This is a genomic window from Pacificimonas sp. ICDLI1SI03 (assembly GCF_054740865.1).
The window spans coordinates 684,488-702,070 of the sequence record NZ_JBSQAU010000001.1 but is presented as its reverse complement, the minus strand read 5'-3'; the positions used below and the strand labels follow the sequence as shown (position 1 = coordinate 702,070).

General features: G+C 64.3%; 20 protein-coding genes. 5 read left to right on the top strand and 15 right to left on the bottom strand.

Features of this window, described 5'->3' with window-relative positions:
* Positions 1–15: 15 nt before the first annotated feature.
* The 9 genes from thiL to ACSMXM_RS03325 all read right to left on the bottom strand — a co-directional run bounded on the left by thiL (position 16) and on the right by ACSMXM_RS03325 (position 6,300).
* Complete coding sequence (gene thiL, locus ACSMXM_RS03365) at positions 16–978, bottom strand: thiamine-phosphate kinase (protein WP_460313947.1); 963 nt, start codon at positions 976–978, stop codon at positions 16–18.
* A 19-nt stretch (positions 979–997) separates the two neighbouring features.
* Positions 998–1,468 carry a transcription antitermination factor NusB gene (nusB, locus tag ACSMXM_RS03360; protein WP_460313945.1) on the bottom strand — a complete coding sequence of 157 codons (471 nt, stop codon included), beginning with the start codon at positions 1,466–1,468 and terminating at the stop codon, positions 998–1,000.
* A gap of 88 nt (positions 1,469–1,556) precedes the next feature.
* The gene (gene ribH, locus ACSMXM_RS03355; RefSeq protein ID WP_460313943.1) at positions 1,557–1,979 is read right to left on the bottom strand and encodes a 6,7-dimethyl-8-ribityllumazine synthase; all 423 of its coding nucleotides are present in this window, start codon (positions 1,977–1,979) and stop codon (positions 1,557–1,559) included.
* Positions 1,979–2,605 carry a riboflavin synthase gene (locus ACSMXM_RS03350; RefSeq protein WP_460313941.1) on the bottom strand — a complete coding sequence of 209 codons (627 nt, stop codon included), beginning with the start codon at positions 2,603–2,605 and terminating at the stop codon, positions 1,979–1,981. Before ACSMXM_RS03350 ends, ribH begins: the two co-directional genes overlap by 1 nt.
* Positions 2,606–2,623: 18 nt before the next feature.
* A complete protein-coding gene (gene ribD / locus ACSMXM_RS03345; RefSeq protein WP_460313939.1) occupies positions 2,624–3,625 on the bottom strand; it encodes a bifunctional diaminohydroxyphosphoribosylaminopyrimidine deaminase/5-amino-6-(5-phosphoribosylamino)uracil reductase RibD in 1,002 nt (333 codons plus the stop codon).
* On the bottom strand, positions 3,622–3,939 hold the full coding sequence (locus tag ACSMXM_RS03340; protein ID WP_460313938.1) for a hypothetical protein: 318 nt from the start codon (positions 3,937–3,939) through the stop codon (positions 3,622–3,624). The genes ribD and ACSMXM_RS03340 overlap by 4 nt, the downstream gene beginning before the upstream one ends.
* 32 nt (positions 3,940–3,971) lie before the next feature.
* Positions 3,972–5,165: a CCA tRNA nucleotidyltransferase gene (locus ACSMXM_RS03335; RefSeq protein ID WP_460313936.1), complete on the bottom strand. Its 1,194-nt coding sequence runs from the start codon at positions 5,163–5,165 to the stop codon at positions 3,972–3,974.
* The gene (locus ACSMXM_RS03330; RefSeq protein WP_460313934.1) at positions 5,162–5,764 is read right to left on the bottom strand and encodes a CoA pyrophosphatase; all 603 of its coding nucleotides are present in this window, start codon (positions 5,762–5,764) and stop codon (positions 5,162–5,164) included. Before ACSMXM_RS03330 ends, ACSMXM_RS03335 begins: the two co-directional genes overlap by 4 nt.
* Positions 5,761–6,300, bottom strand: a complete 540-nt coding sequence (locus ACSMXM_RS03325; protein WP_460313933.1) for a DUF1285 domain-containing protein — start codon at positions 6,298–6,300, stop codon at positions 5,761–5,763. Before ACSMXM_RS03325 ends, ACSMXM_RS03330 begins: the two co-directional genes overlap by 4 nt.
* 63 nt (positions 6,301–6,363) lie before the next feature.
* On the opposite strand from ACSMXM_RS03325, the gene ACSMXM_RS03320 reads away from it, so the two are divergent.
* The 5 genes from ACSMXM_RS03320 (at position 6,364) to ACSMXM_RS03300 (ending at position 13,486) form a co-directional block, all read left to right on the top strand.
* Positions 6,364–7,350: an AAA family ATPase gene (locus ACSMXM_RS03320; RefSeq protein ID WP_460313931.1), complete on the top strand. Its 987-nt coding sequence runs from the start codon at positions 6,364–6,366 to the stop codon at positions 7,348–7,350.
* Complete coding sequence (locus ACSMXM_RS03315; protein ID WP_460313929.1) at positions 7,347–8,207, top strand: DUF58 domain-containing protein; 861 nt, start codon at positions 7,347–7,349, stop codon at positions 8,205–8,207. Before ACSMXM_RS03320 ends, ACSMXM_RS03315 begins: the two co-directional genes overlap by 4 nt.
* Entirely contained in the window at positions 8,195–10,765 is a 2,571-nt protein-coding gene (locus tag ACSMXM_RS03310; protein WP_460313927.1) for a DUF4159 domain-containing protein, read from the top strand. Before ACSMXM_RS03315 ends, ACSMXM_RS03310 begins: the two co-directional genes overlap by 13 nt.
* Entirely contained in the window at positions 10,762–12,768 is a 2,007-nt protein-coding gene (locus ACSMXM_RS03305) for a hypothetical protein (protein WP_460313926.1), read from the top strand. Before ACSMXM_RS03310 ends, ACSMXM_RS03305 begins: the two co-directional genes overlap by 4 nt.
* A gap of 76 nt (positions 12,769–12,844) precedes the next feature.
* Positions 12,845–13,486 carry a glutathione S-transferase family protein gene (locus ACSMXM_RS03300; protein WP_460313924.1) on the top strand — a complete coding sequence of 214 codons (642 nt, stop codon included), beginning with the start codon at positions 12,845–12,847 and terminating at the stop codon, positions 13,484–13,486.
* 18 nt (positions 13,487–13,504) lie between these two features.
* Here ACSMXM_RS03300 and ACSMXM_RS03295 read toward each other — a convergent pair whose 3' ends face one another.
* From ACSMXM_RS03295 to ACSMXM_RS03270, 6 genes are all read right to left on the bottom strand, one after another.
* Complete coding sequence (locus ACSMXM_RS03295; protein ID WP_460313922.1) at positions 13,505–14,701, bottom strand: serine hydrolase domain-containing protein; 1,197 nt, start codon at positions 14,699–14,701, stop codon at positions 13,505–13,507.
* A 121-nt stretch (positions 14,702–14,822) separates the two neighbouring features.
* A complete protein-coding gene (locus ACSMXM_RS03290; protein WP_460313920.1) occupies positions 14,823–15,467 on the bottom strand; it encodes a F0F1 ATP synthase subunit B family protein in 645 nt (214 codons plus the stop codon).
* Positions 15,468–15,471: 4 nt separating this feature from the next.
* Positions 15,472–15,954, bottom strand: coding sequence for a F0F1 ATP synthase subunit B family protein (locus ACSMXM_RS03285; RefSeq protein ID WP_460313918.1), 483 nt, complete (start codon positions 15,952–15,954; stop codon positions 15,472–15,474).
* Between the two features lie 26 nt (positions 15,955–15,980).
* Positions 15,981–16,208, bottom strand: a complete 228-nt coding sequence (locus ACSMXM_RS03280) for a F0F1 ATP synthase subunit C (protein ID WP_460313916.1) — start codon at positions 16,206–16,208, stop codon at positions 15,981–15,983.
* Positions 16,209–16,230: 22 nt separating this feature from the next.
* Entirely contained in the window at positions 16,231–17,007 is a 777-nt protein-coding gene (locus tag ACSMXM_RS03275) for a F0F1 ATP synthase subunit A (protein ID WP_460316346.1), read from the bottom strand.
* Complete coding sequence (locus ACSMXM_RS03270) at positions 16,979–17,332, bottom strand: AtpZ/AtpI family protein (protein WP_460313914.1); 354 nt, start codon at positions 17,330–17,332, stop codon at positions 16,979–16,981. The genes ACSMXM_RS03275 and ACSMXM_RS03270 overlap by 29 nt, the downstream gene beginning before the upstream one ends.
* Between the last annotated feature and the right edge of the window lie 251 nt (positions 17,333–17,583).

Here is a 17,583-nt window from a genome sequence, read left to right as displayed (position 1 = left end):
CGTCAAGTAGCGCTGTTAATGTTCGAAACCGAGACGTTCCGGACGAATTTCGCTGCCATCGTCCGAGACGATGGAAAGCCCCGCACCTGCCACGATGCCGCCAATGCGGGTCAGCGTGGTGCGAGTCGCTTTGCCGAGGGAGTGGAGAGTGTCGGCAGCAGACGGCGGCGCCGAAAAAAGGAGCTCGTAATCGTCACCCGCGGTCGCGGCGAGCAGCCTTCCCTCCGTACCGGACGGTAGCCTTGCAGCAGCCTCGGTCGACAGGGGCACGTCCGACAAATGCAGCCGGATCGCAATGCCGCTCGCCTCCGCCAGCCGCCGCGCGTCGATCAGCAGACCGTCGCTGACATCCATGGCGGCAGTCGCGCCGGCCCGGAAAAGGCCCTGCCCCATGGCAAGCCGTGGCATGGGCAGGCGGTAGCGCCGCTGGAGATACTTGTCCGCCGGCGCATCGCCCCTTTGCGCCGCAAGACCGAGGCCCGCATCGCCAATGCTGCCGGTGACATACAGGTCATCGCCCACCCTCGCCCCACCTCGCGCCAGGCTCGTTCCCGGTTGTACATCGCCGATCGCCGTGCAACCGAGGGTCGTTGAATCCGCGCGAATGGTGTCCCCGCCAAAGAGAGCCGTGTCATATTCGCCAAGGACGCGCGCCAGGCCATCGCAGAACCGTTCCGTCCAGCGATCATCCTCTTGCGAGAAGGTTAGACCGAGAAGAACGCCGCGGGGCGTGGCGCCCTTTGCGGCGAGGTCGGACAGATTCGTCGCCACTAGTTTCCAGGCGATGTCGCTGGGATCGTCGTCGGGAAGATAATGAACATTCGCCGCAATGGCGTCATGGGTGAGGACGAGTTCGCGCCCAAGTGGCGGCAGCCAGACTGCCGCATCATCGGAAAGGCTGCGGGCGGCGGGGTGCGGTGCGATCCTGCGCAGGCGTGCGATGATATCGGATTCGGCGGGGAGGCGCTGGTCCGCCATCAGGCCTCCTGCGTTCGCCTCAGCTCTTCGAACGGACGCGTTTGGCGATCGTATCGAGAACGCCATTGGCAAAGCCAGGCTCCGGCGAATCGTAAAAAGCCTTTGCCACCTCAACATATTCAGAAATGATGGCGGGAGTCGGCGTCGACTTACGTTCCGCCAGTTCGAATGCGCCGCAGCGGAGAATCTGTCGCAAGGGACGATCGAGCCGGTCGATGGTCCAACCGGTAACGAGCGCAGCGGCGATAACCGCGTCGCAATCCGCCTCCTTCAAGGCGACGCCGGAAACGATTTCGTCGAACAGATCGACGTCCGCATCGGCAAATTCATTGCCCTCTATCTCGCGGCCCAGACGATGTTCGTGAAATTCCCGCAGCAGATCGGGAACGCGCGCGCCCGACATGTCACGCTGGTATAGTGCCTGGACGGCGGCCAGCCTGGCAGCAGCGCGTGAGGGACGGGGCGGTCGTGAGAGCTTTACTGCTGGCATGCCGCGCTATGTAGGGAAGCGGACCTGCGAACCCAAGCGGCTTTCGTGCGCGGTCCACAGTTTTCCGCCCGCCCCACGACGAAGCGGGCTACTCTCCGAATTGTTCCCGCAGGGCGAGAAGCGCGAGCGCCGCCTTTGCAGCCTCCCCGCCCTTGTCCTTTTGCCCGCGTTCGGCGCGGACGCGTGCCTGAATCTCGTTTTCTACCGTGATGATCCCATTGCCGATGGCGAGGCCGTCGAGCGTCATCGCCATGATCGCCCGGGCGCTTTCCCCCGCCACGATTTCGAAATGATAGGTTTCGCCGCGAATGACCGTGCCGAGCGCGACATAGCCGTCATAGCGGCTCGATCCGTCGGCAAGCGCGATGGCCGCAGGAATTTCAAGCGCGCCGGGAACGGTGATCGTCTCATGCGTATGCCCCTCAGCCTCAAGCGCATGGCGCGCGCCATCAAGGAGTGCGTCTGCAAAGCCCGTATAGAAACGCGCCTCTACCAACAGGATATGGGCCATCAGCGTTTCTCCATCACTTGCTTCATGCGGCCCAGATAACGGGCCAATGTGTCTATCTCGATATTGATGTCGTCGCCGACCTGGGCGCCGCGATGTTCGTTCTGCGACCCGAATGTCGTTTGTTCGGCGCTGTGGGGGATCAAATTAATGCTGAAGCGCACCCCGTCCGCCACATCCTCAACCTCGTTAACCGTCAGCGATGCGCCGTCCAGGCACACGGACCCCTTTGGCGCAATGAAGGCGGCGACCGAGGCAGGCCCTTCTATCCGAAACTCCCGGCTGTCGCCGACAGGCTCTATGCCGACGATCTTGCCGACCGCGTCGACATGGCCCGTGACGATATGCCCGCCCAGTTCGTCGCCGAGTTTCAGCGCGCGCTCCAGATTTATGCGCGCACCCTGCTGCCAGCGGTGCCGTGCGGTTCTGGCGATTGTCTCAGCGGAAATATCGACGGCAAACTGGTCATCGCGCTTTTCGACAACGGTCAGGCATACGCCGGAACATGCGATGGACGCGCCGATGTCGATGCCATCGGGGTCATAGCGGCTGCTGATCCACAGCCGCAGGTCGCCGCGCTGTTCGACGCGCGTGACGGTGCCAATGTCGGTGATGATGCCGGTGAACATGAGATTCCCTTTTGCCTTCTAAAGCCGGGCGTAGATTTCCAGCCGGTCCTTGCCAAGAGGCCGCGTCGCATAAAGCTGCCACCGGTCGTGCGCCTCCGCCAGATTCTTCAGACCGAGTTGGCCGATGCCCGGTGCCTGGTCGCCCAGCAGGATGGGCGCACGATAGACAAGGAGCCGGTCGATCCTGTCCTCCGCCAGCAACGAGCCAGCCATTCCGGCACCGCCTTCGATAAGGATGTCATTATAGGGCAGCCCGTCGAAATCCGCGAAGGTACGCAGCAGAACCGGGTCGCGGGCGGCGATTCTCGTCGCCTGTGGAATTTCGGCAAGGGTAGCCGACATGACGGCAATGTTCGGGCTGCGTCCCTCAAGCCCCGGCAGGCGCACATCGAGGGAAGGATCATCGGCCTCCAGCGTACCGCGGCCGACCACGATCAAATCCGCCTCCGCCCGAACGAGGTGGACATGCGCGCGCGCCTCCCGCCCCGTTATCCATTGGCTTTCACCAGAAGGAAGGGCCACGCGGCCGTCGATGGAGACGGCTATTTTCAGCGTGATACGCGGCCGCCCCTTTTGTTGCCGAACGAGGTAGCCGTTCATTTCGCGCGCTGCGAGATCACCGCACAGTCCGCTGATCACCTCTATCCCCGCCTGCCGCAGCCTGGCGATGCCGCGCCCGGACGTGCGGGCGTCGGGATCCTGCATGGCAAGCACGACCCGTTTCGGCCGGGCGGCGGCGAGAAGGTCGGCGCATGCAGGGCCACGGTCGCTGTCATGCGCGCAGGGTTCCAACGTCACATAGACGTCGGCCCCCTCCGCCCGGTCACCAGCCTGTTGAAGCGCAACGGCCTCCGCATGGGGGCGACCGCCCGGTTGGGTCCAGCCCGCGCCGACGACGACACCATCCCGTACGATGACACATCCGACGGAAGGATTGGGCGCCGTCAGGCCCCTGCCGCGTGCTGCCAGCGCGACGGCTGCGCGCATGCGGCGAGGGTCCGGGGCACCCAATCGGGTCATTCGGGCGGCGCCTCTGTGGCGGCGGGCGATGTGTCCAGCCCCTCCCTCGCCTCAGCCGCCAGCTGGTCGGCCAGCGCCTCCGTCTGTTCGCGTATGCGACGTTCCTCCATCTGGACGCCGCGCGCATCCTCGACGGAGCGGTCAGCCTCCCAGCTTTGGAAATAGACGATCTCTGGCTCAGGCTTCCAATATCCATAGAGATATTCGAGAAAGAACAGCGAACCGATGATGCCCACCGCACCAATGGCGATTCCCGCCCCGATCCACTGACGCGGTTCGATGGCGGAGAGGGTTAAGCGAAGCGACTTTAGCATGGCGCGAATGTAAGCGGCGCCCCGCAACGATGCTAGCCCGCCAATATGCGGTCGATCAGCGCGTCGATGATTTCCTGATCGGTAGGGAAACCCTCGCTGATCCAGAGGTCCTGGAACGCCTGCAGCCGTTCGCTGACCACGGGGCCGGGCGTCAGGCCGCGTGCAATCAGGTGCTTGCCGCTGATCGGCAATTGCGGCTTGTGCCACTCCGCCAGGGTAGCAAGCGCGGCGCGTGCCTCTCCGTCGCCCAGCAGCAGGCGGTCCGTCGCCGTCACATGACCCTGCCGGAATGCGAGGGCGCGTATATCTTCGTCCGGTGAAGGCGGCGGCGACGCGGCGGCGATCATGCGGCTGCGCTGCGCCCGCGAAAGACGCAGGCGTTGGGCCACGCTTTCCGCCATCTCCGTATCGCGCGGGAGAAGCGCGGAGAGGCGGCGAATGGCGTCAGGGGGAATGCCGTAGCGACCCTCCCGCTCGATCAAGTGCGAGAGCGAATCGACGCCCGCACTGCCAATTTCGGGAAGGACCGATGCAAGGATGCCATTTTCCACCATCAGGCGTATCGTTGGCAGCGGATTCTCTAATTCCAGCAGCTTCAGCAGCTCCATGGCGATCCGCTCCCGGCTGAGTGCCATAAGGTCGCGGGCGCGGGCGATGCAGGCGGAAAGTCCGGCTGCATCGGGCTCCCCCTCAGCAAAGCGCGCGTGGAAGCGGAAGAAGCGCAGGATCCTGAGATGATCCTCCGCAATGCGAATCAGCGGATCGCCGATAAAGCGTACGTGCCGCGCGGCCAGATCGTCGATCCCGCCGAAAAAGTCGGTGACTTGTCCCGCCGGCAGCGTTGCATTCAGCGCGTTGATAGTGAAGTCGCGACGTGCCGCATCCTCCTGCCAATCATCGGTATAGGCGATTTCCGCGTGGCGGCCGTCAGTGGCGACATCGCGGCGCAGGGTCGTGACCTCTGCGACCAGATCGCCCGCGACGGCGGTGATGGTTCCATGCGCGATGCCGGTCGGTACCGCCTTTAATCCTGCGGCCTGCAGGCGCTCCATAACCTCATGCGGGGGAAGTTCGGTGGCAAGGTCGATATCGCTGACCGGCAGGCCCAGGAGTGCATCCCTGACCGCGCCGCCCACCAGCCGCGTTCTGCCGCTGTTCGCATCCAGCGCCTGAAGCAGGGTCGTCGCAGACAAGCCGCGCGTCCATTGCTGCGGCGGCAGAATCATGCGCGCGCAGCCAGGATGCGCGACAGATTGACGATGATGCCGGCGGTGGCGCCCCATACGTTCTGCGGCTCCCAATCCACGCTGTAATAGGTGCGAACCCTGCCCCGCCATTCGGCGCTGTTTTCGATATGGTAATCGCCGTTCAGCGCGCGTTCCAGCGGCAGTTCGAACATATCGCTGACTTCGGCCTCGTGCGGCGTCAGATGCTGACCCGGCGCGACGATGCCGACGATGGGGGTGATCAGATAGCCGGTTCCTGTCGTATAATCGTCGATGCGTCCGACGACCTCTACGGAGCGGGGGGACAGGCCGACCTCCTCCTCGGCCTCTCGCAAGGCGGTTTGCACCGCCGTCTCGCCCGCATCCGCGCGGCCGCCGGGGAAGGCCACCTGCCCCGCATGGCGGTTCATGCGCTCGTTTCGCACAGTCATCAGCAGCGTAGCGCCATCCGGGTGCGCAATGATGGGGATCAGCACGGCTGCGGGCTTTAGCGCCTCTAGCGGGCGGTCCTGTCCATAATCATCGGCGGAGAGCCGGTCGGAAAACGCGCCCGGCGTGTAATCGGCCAGCCGCCTGCGGACTTCGTCAGGTGTGATCATGCCAGCGGGAAGAAGTGACCGTTCGCGACAATGCCGGTGCTGCCGCCACGCTCCACCACCGCCTCTGCAAGGCGGTACCATGGCGCCCGCGCCACGCGCGCGTCCAGCCCCGAACGCACATGCACATAGGGCACGTCGCCGCGCATGGTGAGCGGATGCTCCGCATCGACCTCTACGAAGTCACCAGTGTTCAGCCGGAAAACCACGCGGCCCTCGTCCATGGCGACCTCCACCGCGACGAAGGGAACATCCTCCACAATGATCGACAATTTTTCCGCAGGCGTCACCAGCACATATTCGTCGCCGTCTCGGCGCAGGATGCGCGAGAACAGGCGAACAAGACGCTTGCGACGGATCGGATCACCCTGGTGATACCAGGTGCCGTCCGACGCAATCCGCATCTCGCTGTCGCCCGTACGGTCCGGGTGCCAAGTGTCAACGGGCGGCAACTTTTCTGCCGCAGCAAGCTTCAGAACCTCCGAGAGGGAGATTGGCGTCCCGGTGTCGGGCGCGGTAAGGGCTTCGTCCGAGGTCATGCGTAACATCCCTATGGGGTGCGGTGTTTGACGGCAATCCGACAGTTTCCTCAGAGGATTTTTATGAACCGGCACGAACCAGAACCCTCTGCAGCCGAAGCGGTCGCACGTCTGGACGCCCTGGCGATACGATTCGGTACGGTCGTCGAAGATATCGAACGCGTGGTGGTCGGGCAGACAGAGGTCGTCGAGCAGGTTATCATCACGCTGCTGGCCGGTGGCCACGCCCTGCTGGTGGGCCTGCCGGGACTTGCAAAGACGCGGCTGGTGAACACGGTCGGCACCGCGCTGGGCATGGATACGAAGCGGGTACAGTTCACGCCCGACCTGGTGCCGTCGGATATTCTGGGTGCCGAGGTGCTGGAAACCGGCGCCGACGGATCGCGCATGTTTCGTTTCATCGAAGGGCCTGTTTTCGCGCAATTGCTGATGGCGGACGAAATCAATCGCGCCAGCCCGCGTACTCAGTCCGCCCTGTTGGAGGCGATGCAGGAGCGGCAGGTCACGGCGGCCGGCGCCGCGCGAAGCCTGCCGCGCCCCTTCCACGTGCTGGCAACGCAAAACCCCATTGAGCAGGACGGCACCTACCCGCTGCCAGAGGCGCAGCTGGACCGCTTTCTTCTGCAGATCAATGTCGGCTTCCCTTCCGAGGCGGATGAACGCCGCATGCTGATGATGACGACGGGCGCAGAGGACGCCGTGGCGAAGAAGGTCCTGACGCCGGATGAACTGATGGAAACGCAAAAACTGCTGACGCACATGCCCCTGTCCGAGGATGTGATGACGGGTATCCTGCGTGTGGTTCGCCGCCTGCGGCCGCAGGAAACCGACGTGCCGTTGATCTGGGGACCGGGACCGCGCGCGGGCCAGGCGCTGATCGGTGCGGCACGTGCGCGCGCCTTTCTGAAGGGACGCAGCGCGCCAATTTTGGATGACGTCGCCGCGCTGCTGGCGCCGGTACTGCGCCACCGCATGGCGCTGGATTATGGCGCGCGCGCGGATGGCCTGAGCGTCGAGACCGTGATCGCGGAGGCTGCCGAACGGCTGTGAGCGGTAGAGGGAGCGATAGCCTGGCGGAGGCGGAGCGGCTGGCCGCCGCGATTGGCCCGCTGCGCCTGGGCCGCCAGCATGCGCGGCTTTCCATCCAGGCGGGGCAGCATGCGCAACGGCGCGCGGGCAGCGGCACGGAATTTTGGCAATATCGGCCCCTCGCCGCCGGGGAAGCACATGCGCGCGTCGACTGGCGCCGGTCCGCGCGCAGCGACGATTTCTATGTGCGCGAACGCGAACGGGAAGAGCCGGGCCGGCTGCTATTGTGGGTCGACGGGTCGGGCTCGATGAGGTTCCGTTCAGGGGAACAGGTCCCGGAAAAATTCCACAGAGCCCATGAGATCCTGGTCGCCCTCGCCATCGCGGCGAAGGAGGCGGAGGAGCATGTGCGCGTCGCTGGCTCGCCGGACGCGCGCACCGTGCCCGCAATCGCGCAGGCGCTGATCGGGCTGGACCAGCGGTTCGATCCGGCGCGGGTGCGGCCGGGCGACATGCTGGTCATCGCCAGCGACTTTCTGGACGGAGGAAGCCTCGATTTTGTGGAGCGCCTTTCCGGCCAGGGAATCGGCGGTGTCCTTCTGACCGTCGTCGATCCTGCAGAGGACGACTTTCCATTCAGGGGACATGTCCGCTTCGAGCGGAGCGAGCCGCACGACCCAGAGACGGATGTCGGACGCGCGGAGATGATCGCCGACCGGTACAGCGCCGCATGGGCGGCGCATCGCGAACGCCTGAAAGCTGCGGGCGGCAGGGCGGGCTGGACGCAAGTGATGCACCGCACCGATATCGCTGCGGCCGCTGCGCTCGAGACGATTGCTGGCTTTCTTAGAGACGGGCGGGAACCGTGGGCGGCCTGAGCTTCGCCGCCCCCTTCCTTCTGGCGGCGCTGGTGGCATTGCCGGCTTTATGGTTCATCCTGCGTCAGTCGCCGCCGGCACCTGCAAGGGTACGGCTGCCCAGTCTGAAACTGCTGGACCCGGAAGATATTCCGCCGCCACAAGCTGCGCGGCCACCCTGGTGGCTGCTATTGCTGAGATTGCTTATCGTCGCACTGTTGATCGGCGCGCTGGCGGGCCCGCGCTGGCAGGCGCGCATTCTGGACGATGCGCCGGCGCGCCTGACCATCATTATCGACAATGGCTGGGCCGCCGCGACGCGCTGGCCGGAAATGAGGGAGGCGGCGCAGGACCGCATTGCGGAATTGCAGGGTTCCGGAACCCGCTTTGCAATCACCCCCACCGCCGCGACCGCAGAGCCGCCCGGCGACAATGTTCGGTTCATGGATGGCGGTACCGCGCAGAGCGCCCTCGACGCGCTGGAGCCCATGCCCTGGGATCTGGACCGCGCCGCCGCCGCACGTCGCATCCCCGCCGGCAGCGACATGCTGTGGATTGCCGATGGCGTTGCAGATGAGGGCAGCGATGAGATGCGCGCGCGTATTGCGGGCGCGGAAATTGCCACCTTTCCATCACCGGAGCCAGTTATCCGTGTCGCGGGACGGACAGCGTCCGGATGGGCAGTCCAGGTGGTTCGCCCATCCGAGGACATCGAGCGCGCCCGCGTGGACGTCGTCGCGGAGAACGGGGAAACGCTGGCCAGCGACCTCGCCCTGTTCGATTCCGAGGCGACGTCGGTACGCCTGAACGTCCCTCCTGCGCGGCGGGACTCCGTGTCACGGCTGCGCGTGGGTCGCGGTCCGGCGTCGCTGTTCCTTGCCGATGGCAGCGGAGCGAGGCCGCAGGTGGTGATCGTCGATCCGGGCGGCAATGCGCCGCCGCTGGAATCGGGTTCATTCTACCTGAGGCGCGCGCTGGACCCCCATGCAAAGATCATATCGGCAAGTCTGGCCGATGCGGCAGAGGCGGAGGCGAACATGTTCTTCCTGCCCGATGTCGGCATTAGCGGCACGGCGGCAGAACCCCTGCTGGACAGGGTGGAAAAGGGCGCTGTTGCGATAAGTTTCGCTGGGCCCCGCCTGGCAGAAAACGGCTCTGCCCTGTCACCCGTCGCCCTGCGCAGCGGCGCCCGCGCCCTGGGCGGCGTCATGTCCTGGCAGGAGCCGCAGCAAGTGGCCGATTTTAGCGAGGGAACACCGCTGGCAGGCCTGCCCACGCCGGAGGACGCAACCATAGCGAAGCAATTGCTGGCGCGCGGAGTCGATGACGAGGTGCAGGCATGGGCGACGCTGGCCGACGGTACGCCGCTGGTGAGTGCCCGTCGTCATGGCGCCGGATTGCTGATTCTGGTTCACACGAGCGCGGACCCCGGCTGGTCGGACCTGCCATTGTCCGGACTGTTCGAGGCCATGCTGGTGCGGATGCTGCCGCTGGCCGGAAATCCCGCCGCGATCGACATTGCCGCGCAGGAACCCTGGCGGCTGGAGCGAGGTCTGTCCGCCGCAGGCACGTTGGCACCGGCGCCATCGCCCGCGACCATCGAGGCGGACGCGTGGGAAGAGGCCGTGGCTGGCCCGGAAACCCCACCCGGCATATGGCGGAGCGGCGACGTGCGCCGCGCACTGAACCTGACCAGCCTGATTGGGCCACGTTATACCTTTGAACCGCTAGCAACCGAGGGCCTGCGCCCCGCGAGCAAGGCAGTGCCGCCGGTCGAACTAGGCCGCTGGCTGTTGCTGGCGGCGGGGCTGTTGTTCGCGGTGGATATTCTGGTCGCGCTCGCCCTGCGCGGCAATTTGCGACGCTTTACCGTCGGCGCTCCGACCGCGACCGCAGCGGTTGCAGTAATGGCGACCCTGTTCCTGGCATCCCCGGGCCACGCCCAGGCGGAGGAACAGGGCAAATTACAGCTCGCCTATGTCGGCGGCACCTCTGCCGATACCGAGATCGCGCGCGGTCTGGAAAGCCTGTCCCTCGCCCTGCGGCGGCGGACCTCCGTCGATCCCGGGCCGGTCGCGCGTGTCGATCCGGCAGCAGAGGGCATTGGCCGCTACCCCCTGGTTTATTGGCCCGCCGCCAGCAAACCGCGCATGTCGGCGGCAGAGGCGGCCAACCTGCGTGGCTATCTGGCCCGGGGCGGCATGATCCTGTTCGATTTTGGCGCGCCCCTGGGTTCGGGCAGCGGTGCGCGCGCGCTGCTGTCGCCGCTGGGCCTGCCATCGCTGCAGCAGGCCGATGACGAACATGTGCTGTTTCGCAGTTACTATCTGCTGCGCGAGGCGGGCGGCGGCGCACTGTGGGTCGAATCCGGAACCGACGGCCAGAGCGGTCGCGTGTCCGGCACCCTGATCGGCGGCGGCGACTGGGCCGCGCTGTGGGCGGGCACGGCGGGTGCTTCTCCCTCCCAGCGCGAATCGGCCCTGCGCTTTGGCATCAATGCCGTCATGTACGCCCTGACGGGCACCTATAAGGCGGACCAGGTGCATACCAAGACCCTGCTGGGGCGCATTGGCGAGTGATCGGATTTGCGCCGCTACTGCCGGGATGGGCGCTGTTGCTGGGTGGCGGGGCCATCCTCCTCGCGCTTCTCTTCACAGCGTTTCGGTCGGCGCGCACATTGTGGCCGCGTCTGGTGGTGGCACTAATCCTGTCGGTTGTCGCCCTGAATCCCGTGACGAGAGAAGAAGTCAGGGAAGCGAGCGACGATGTCGCCCTGCTGTTGAGAGATCGAACGGACAGCATGTCGGTCGACGACCGCCAAGAGGTGGCGGAGCGCGCCGTCACGGCCCTGCAGGCGGAACGGGAAGGCATTGAATGGCAGGTCGTGGACGTACCCGGAGAAGCGGGCGAGGCAACCGCCCTCGGTGCTGCCCTGAACGACGCCATGGCGAGCATTCCGTCGGGACGGCTGGGCGCGGTGTTCGTCGTCAGCGATGGCATTAGTTCGGACGAACCGCCCGCCGGACTGCTGCCCGCCGACGTACCGCTGCATCTGTTGCTGGCGGGCGACCGCGACCTGATCGACCGGCGCCTGATCGTCGAGCGTGTTCCGCCCTACTCCGTCACCGGCGAAACCGCCGAGCTGACCATTCGCATCGAGGATTCCTCGGCGGAGCGGGTCGAGGTCGATATCAGGACGAGTGCGGGCACGGATCAGCAGCGGATCGTCGCCACCAACGAATCGGTGACGGTAAATATCCCCATCGAACGACGCGGGCCGCTGGACGTCGCGCTGTCCGTCGGCGCCGCAGAGGGCGAGACGAACCTGGTCAACAACCGCGCGCTGGCACGTCTGAACGGCGTCACCGACCGTCTGTCCGTTCTGCTGGTTTCCGGCGTCCCCTATCCGGGCGGGCGGGTGTGGCGCGACCTGTTCAAGTCGGACCCGAATGTCGATCTGGTGCATTTCACCATTCTGCGCCTTCCCTCCAGCTTCGATCAGACGCCGCCGGACCAACTGGCGCTTATTCCCTTTCCGGTGGAAGAACTGTTTCAGGAGCGGTTGGGTGATTTCGACCTGATCATCTTTGATCGGTTCACGCTGACCCAATTAATGTCGCCGCTATATTTCCAGAATCTGGCGGATCGTGTGCGACAGGGCGGCGGACTGCTGGTGGTCGCAGGACCTGAATATGCCGAGCGGTCGAGCGTCGCGTTCACGGATTTGCGCCGTATCCTGCCGGCGGTGCCTGCCGGTGCCGGCAACCGCACGCCCTTCCGGCCAGCCCTGACGGAAACGGGACGGCGTCACCCGGTCACGCGCTCCCTGCCGGAAAGCTGGGGCGGCACAGATTGGGGCCGCTGGAGTATGATTGCCGAACTGGCGTCGGTCGAGGGCAACGTGCTGATGGAGGGGCCGGAGGAGCGCCCCCTCCTGATTTTGAACCGCGTCGGCGATGGCCGCGTGGGCTTGATCGGCTCCACCGACATATGGTGGTGGGCGCGCGCCGTCGATGGCGCTGGGCCGCGTGACGAACTGCTGCGCCGCACAGCGCATTGGTTGATGCAGGAACCTGATCTGGAGGAAGAACAACTGGCCGTAAGCGGCGGCGAACAAAGCCTGACGATCGATAGCCAAAGCATGGGCAATATTTCCGAGGCAGTCGTGCGCGGACCGGATGGCGGAGAGGATAGTGTGCCCCTGAACGCGGGGCAATCGGGCAGCAGCACCACCGTTCCCGCCGCACAGCCCGGTCTTTACGAAGTCATTAGCGGCGAGCGGCGGCGCTTTGCCCTGGTCGGCGGTGTCGAGGAACTGGCAGAGATCCGCCCACGCGCCAAACCGCTGGAGGCCAGCGCGACCGCAAGCGGCGGCGGCGTCTACTGGCTTGACGAAGGCCTGCCGGGCATTCGCCGTGTCGATGCGGGGGACGATGCCGCCGGCAACGATTGGGCCGGGGTCGTCAGGCGCGGAGGCGGCGCATTGGTCGCCGTCGAAACCAGATCATTGATCCCGGCATGGGCAGCCTTGATCGCGCTTGCTTCGCTTCTGGCGTTTAGCTGGTGGCGGGAGCGCAGATGATCCCACGGGCTCCTCCCCCCTTTCAGAAGGGGGATTGCCGCGACAGGCATTGCAGCGGCCACGATAACGGGGCACCATGGCCGCCATGAAACTTTACGATATGAAGCGGGCGCCGAACCCGCGCCGCGTGCGAATCTTTCTGGCCGAAAAGGGCATCGAGGTGCCGATGGTCGAGGTCGACATCGTTAGCGGTGAAAACCGCGCGCCTGAGTTTCTGGCGACGAACCCCAGAGGCACCCTGCCGGTGCTGCAACTGGATGATGGCACGCTGATCGACGAATCGATCGCCATTTGCCGGTATTTCGAAGCCCGTCATCCGGATCCGCCCTTGTTCGGCCGCAACCCGCTGGAGCAGGCAAGGGTGGAACAATGGCAGCGCCGTATCGAATTGGACGGCCTCTATAATGTCGCCGGGGTTTTCAGGAATACCGCTCCGCACCTTGCGGAACGTGCCGCCCCCGGCGCCGCCCCGGACATGAAGCAGATACCCGAATTGGCGGAACGAAGCAGAGCGCTGCTGCCCGGTTTCTTCCAGATGGTCGAATCGCAATTGGCAGATCAGGAATATGTCGCCGGCGGGAATTATTCCGTCGCCGATATCACGCTGTTTTGTACAATCGGTTTCGCCCGCTGGGTCGAGGTAGGCATTCCAGATGACGCGCCGAACCTGCAGCGCTGGAACGCCGCCATGATGCAACGCCCCAGCGCAAAGGCCTGAACTAATGCAGACGCAGCCCTAGGCGGCTGAGCGGATCGCTTTCACCCGTTCCTCGAAGCTGGTTTGCGCAGCGGACATTCCCTCTGGCAGGCGAAGATTGGGGTCTACGATGCCTGGGTCGCAATTCGTCGTCATCGCAATCGTCAGGCCCGCATCCGGGTAGCTGGCCAAGCGGGATATGAAACCCTGAATGCCGCCGCCATGGGATATGGTGCGCCCATAGTCACCCTCGCCGACATTGACGCCGAGGCCGTAATTGATGGGCGTGGCGTCCGCGCCGCTGCCCCGCATGGGCAAGGCGCCGTTGGACAGGCGGCCAGGAGTCGTGAACTGCTGAAAGCTTTGCGGCTTCAATATCTTTCCCGCCATCAAAAGCTGGTGCCAATGGCAGAGGTCGGTAACGCTCGACGTCATCGCCCCCGCAGCGCCGGGAATCATCATGCTGATGAAGGATGCGTTGGCAAAGCCCGTGGGCGAGGATGGGGCCGGTGTGTAACCGTTCACGCGATCGCGCACGACCATTCCCGCATTGTCGACGCTCGTCTGGCGCAAATCGTACGGTGCAAACAGACGGCTGTTCAGAAAGTCGCCATATTCCATGCCGCTGACCTGCGTCATGACCATTCCAAGGAGGACATAGGCGGTATTGCTATAGGCCCACTCCGTGCCCGGCTCGGAGGTGTAGAGCGGATCGGATTCGCCGAGCCACTCCAAGAGGGCCGGATCGTCGAGGTCCATGCGGCTGCGCTGCAGAAATTCCTGCGGCGTTTCAGTATCGGTGTAATTTCCCAGACCGCTCGTATGCGTCGCCATCTGCCGCAGGGTTATTTCGTTCGCACGCGGGAACTCCGGCATGTAGCGAGACAGGGAATCGTCGAGCGAAAGCTTGCCATCCTCCTGCAACAGGAGGAGCCCGGCGGCGGTGAATTGCTTCGACACCGACCCGATACGGTAGATGCTCGCCGCACTACAGGGCGTACCGGTTTCGAGATTTGCAGTGCCGATATAGCGCGAATGGACGATGACACCGTTTTTGGCGATCGCGACCGCGATACTGGGCGTATGGCGGTCCCACACCAGATTTTCCAATGTGGAGTCGATCTGGTCCCATTCGCCAGCGCGTGCTGCCGTTGGGAGCACGGAGGCCAACAGGCCGGCGGCGCCGACCCCCAAAACAGAGCGCCTGCTCGGACGAAATACGTCGGCTTTATTCATTTATGGTTCCCCCCATCAATGCCTGCAAGTGAGGGTCACGCCCTAACCGGTCGAGAGGGGAAGGGCCAGAGGGTGCGCATCGCCACCCTCCCGCGCAAACGAATTTTATTGAGGCGAGTAATTAGTTGAGACGCGTTCCGAGGTCCGCAATGGCGCGGTCGGTCAGATCACGCTGGGCTGCGGCGTCGGTTTGGCGCTCGATCAGCGTGGCGGCGGCAGCGGTTGCGAGGGACGCAACGCGCGCCTTGATATCGGCCTCTGCTGCGCGTTCGGCCGCAGCGATCTTGCCTTCGGCCGCCTGCTGGCGCCGTGCCACCATCGCCGTGGCTGTCGTTTCGGCATCTTCTATGATCGTGCCGGCTTCGGCCCGCGCATTGGCGAGGATCGTTTCCGCATCCTGCGCGCTCTGGGCGGCGCGTGCTTGTTGCTCTGCCAAAAGCGCTTCCGCCTCTGCCCGCAAGGCCTTGGCCTCGTCCAGCTCCGAGCGGATTCGTGTTCCGCGCGAGTCGAGCGCATCGGCAATCTTGGCCGGAACCTTCAGATAAAGAAGGATCGCAACGAAAAGGAAAAAGCTCGCCCCGACCCAGCCATAGCTGTCCAGCCCAAGGAAATATTCGTGGTTCTCGCCATCTTCGGCAGCGACGACTTCTTCCGACTGGGCGACTTCCGTGCCAGCGCCGACCGAGTCCAAAACGACTTCGTTCTGGTCGGTTGCATCGCGGGCGCTGCTTGCCGGTACATCGACGGAGCGAACGGTATCCTGCATGGCCTCAGCCTCTCGCCGCGGCGACTGCTGTCGCTGCTTCTGTTTCGGGCGGACGGTTGCCGGTCAGACGCTCGACAATGTCCTGTGTCGCATCGGCGGCAATCGCCTCCAGTTTCTGAAGGGCGGAATCCTTGGCGGCACGAAGCTCTGCCTCGGCCGCCGTCATCTTTTCAGAAGCAGCCGCATCGGCCGCTTTCATCTTTGCCTCGTTCTCGCGAGCGGCATCGGCCTTTGCGGCGTTGATCACGTCCTGCGCTTCGGCGCGGGTTTTTGCGATCGACGCCTCATAGGCCTCCCGGCGTGCCTCTGCATCGAGGCGCGCCTTGTCCGCCGCATCCAGATCACCACCGATAGTGCCGGAGCGCCGCTCTGCGACGCCCACGACCTTTGGCAGCATGGAGCGCATCAGCAGGAACAGGATTCCAAAACTGATGAGCAGCCACACGATCTGGGGCAGTGCCACACGGGCAATGTCAAACTGAGGCATGTCTTACTCCTGGACCGTCTTTAAAATCAGACGACGAAGAGCAGGATCAGCGCGACGAGGAAGGCGAAGATGCCCAGAGCCTCGGTCACGGCGAAGCCGAAAAGCAGGTTCGGGCGCTGCGAGTTGGCTGCGGCCGGGTTGCGAAGCGCGCCGAGGAGGAAGAGGCCGAAAATCAGGCCCACACCGATTGCGGCCATGCCGAGGCCCATTGCCGCGAAACCTGCACCGAGGAGCTTTGCTGCTACTGCGTCCATGATATTTAACCTTTCGAGGGACTTAATGTTCGAGATTGATGCTGTCGTTAAGATAGACAGTGGTGAGAAGGGCAAAAACATACGCCTGTACGACCGCGACGATCAGTTCGAGCGCGTAGAGAGCGACGTTCATCGCAAAGGGAAGCACGCCAACCGCGGCCCAGATACCGCCGGCGAGACCCAATGAGATCACGAAGCCGGCGAAAATCTTGAGCAGGATATGCCCGGCCGTCATGTTCGCGAACAGACGAACGCTGAGCGTGATAGGACGTGCCAGGAAGCTGATAATCTCGATGGGGATGATCAGCGGCATCAGATACCAAGGCGTGCCCGGGGGCATGAAGAAGCCGAACCATGCCAAACCGTGCCGCGCGAGACCGATCAGGATGCACATCAGGAAAATGAACGCAGCGAAAGCGAAGGTAACCGCGATATGGCTGGTCACGGTAAAGGCATAAGGCAGGAGGCCCGCCATGTTCGCAACAAGAATGAAGATAAAGAGGCTGAAAATGAACGGCACATAGGCGCGTCCATTCGGCCCGATATTTTCGTCCACCATCCCGACGACGAATTCGTGCAGTCCCTCCACCGCAGACTGCCAGCGCCCAGGGACCAGCTCAGCCTTTCGCATGCCAAAGAACATGAAGGCCCAGATGACGACAAGAATGCCGATCATCCACGCCGAAGCGTTCGTGAAACTAAGGTCGTAGCCGCCGATCTCAATCGGATAAAGCGGCTTGATTTCAAACTGTTCGAGCGGTCCGGCCACGTCAGAATAATCTTTCTTCGTCGTCGTCATCTTCGACACGCGGCAAAGCCGCCAGTTCAGCGTCAGTCACTTTGGCAGCCTCCCGGTTTACGGCGCGCATCAGGTTCATGAACCCGGCGACCAGCCCGAGAAGAAATCCCCCAATCATACCGAAGGGCGAAGAGCCCAGCCAGCGATCAAGAAAATACCCCAGTGCCGCCCCGACCAGAATGCCCGCCACAAGCTCCAGCGCCAACCGCGTCCCTTGCGCAAAGGCATTCCCCGCAACGGAGCGGGGATCAGCCTCCGGATTGGCGCGAGCCTTTGCAGCAGCAAGCCGGGCCTCAAGAGACTCGGAAGAGCGGGAATCGGTCAAGACCAGAGTTCTCCCGCGCCACGCTGGATGCGATGGGCGCCACGGATACGGCAAAGCGCCGGCGCGAAGTGTAGAACCCCTGCCGAAGCGAGGCCTGCACTAGAAAGTCATGGGCCCCGAGTCAACGGTTTGCTGCACGTGGAAAGTAGGGAACGGTGTACAAATCAGAAAATTTCGTCCGGCCCATGCGCCCGCCCGCACTTCCCGGCAGGGTCGCGTTGCTTTTCCGTCAAGACCCGCCCTGCCCCCGT

What these genes read in the sequence shown, in the direction of transcription:
- ACSMXM_RS03290 (WP_460313920.1), bottom strand. Translation starts at nt 15,467, where the DNA reads ATGCAGGATACCGTTCGCTCCGTCGATGTACCGGCAAGCAGCGCCCGC.
- ACSMXM_RS03295 (WP_460313922.1), bottom strand. Translation starts at nt 14,701, where the DNA reads ATGAATAAAGCCGACGTATTTCGTCCGAGCAGGCGCTCTGTTTTGGGG.
- ACSMXM_RS03320 (WP_460313931.1), top strand. Translation starts at nt 6,364, where the DNA reads ATGAACCGGCACGAACCAGAACCCTCTGCAGCCGAAGCGGTCGCACGT.
- ACSMXM_RS03335 (WP_460313936.1), bottom strand. Translation starts at nt 5,165, where the DNA reads ATGATTCTGCCGCCGCAGCAATGGACGCGCGGCTTGTCTGCGACGACC.
- ACSMXM_RS03350 (WP_460313941.1), bottom strand. Translation starts at nt 2,605, where the DNA reads ATGTTCACCGGCATCATCACCGACATTGGCACCGTCACGCGCGTCGAA.
- nusB (WP_460313945.1), bottom strand. Translation starts at nt 1,468, where the DNA reads ATGCCAGCAGTAAAGCTCTCACGACCGCCCCGTCCCTCACGCGCTGCT.
- thiL (WP_460313947.1), bottom strand. Translation starts at nt 978, where the DNA reads ATGGCGGACCAGCGCCTCCCCGCCGAATCCGATATCATCGCACGCCTG.
- ribH (WP_460313943.1), bottom strand. Translation starts at nt 1,979, where the DNA reads ATGGCCCATATCCTGTTGGTAGAGGCGCGTTTCTATACGGGCTTTGCA.
- ACSMXM_RS03275 (WP_460316346.1), bottom strand. Translation starts at nt 17,007, where the DNA reads ATGACGACGACGAAGAAAGATTATTCTGACGTGGCCGGACCGCTCGAA.
- ACSMXM_RS03280 (WP_460313916.1), bottom strand. Translation starts at nt 16,208, where the DNA reads ATGGACGCAGTAGCAGCAAAGCTCCTCGGTGCAGGTTTCGCGGCAATG.
- ribD (WP_460313939.1), bottom strand. Translation starts at nt 3,625, where the DNA reads ATGACCCGATTGGGTGCCCCGGACCCTCGCCGCATGCGCGCAGCCGTC.
- ACSMXM_RS03325 (WP_460313933.1), bottom strand. Translation starts at nt 6,300, where the DNA reads ATGACCTCGGACGAAGCCCTTACCGCGCCCGACACCGGGACGCCAATC.
- ACSMXM_RS03300 (WP_460313924.1), top strand. Translation starts at nt 12,845, where the DNA reads ATGGCCGCCATGAAACTTTACGATATGAAGCGGGCGCCGAACCCGCGC.
- ACSMXM_RS03285 (WP_460313918.1), bottom strand. Translation starts at nt 15,954, where the DNA reads ATGCCTCAGTTTGACATTGCCCGTGTGGCACTGCCCCAGATCGTGTGG.
- ACSMXM_RS03330 (WP_460313934.1), bottom strand. Translation starts at nt 5,764, where the DNA reads ATGATCACACCTGACGAAGTCCGCAGGCGGCTGGCCGATTACACGCCG.
- ACSMXM_RS03340 (WP_460313938.1), bottom strand. Translation starts at nt 3,939, where the DNA reads ATGCTAAAGTCGCTTCGCTTAACCCTCTCCGCCATCGAACCGCGTCAG.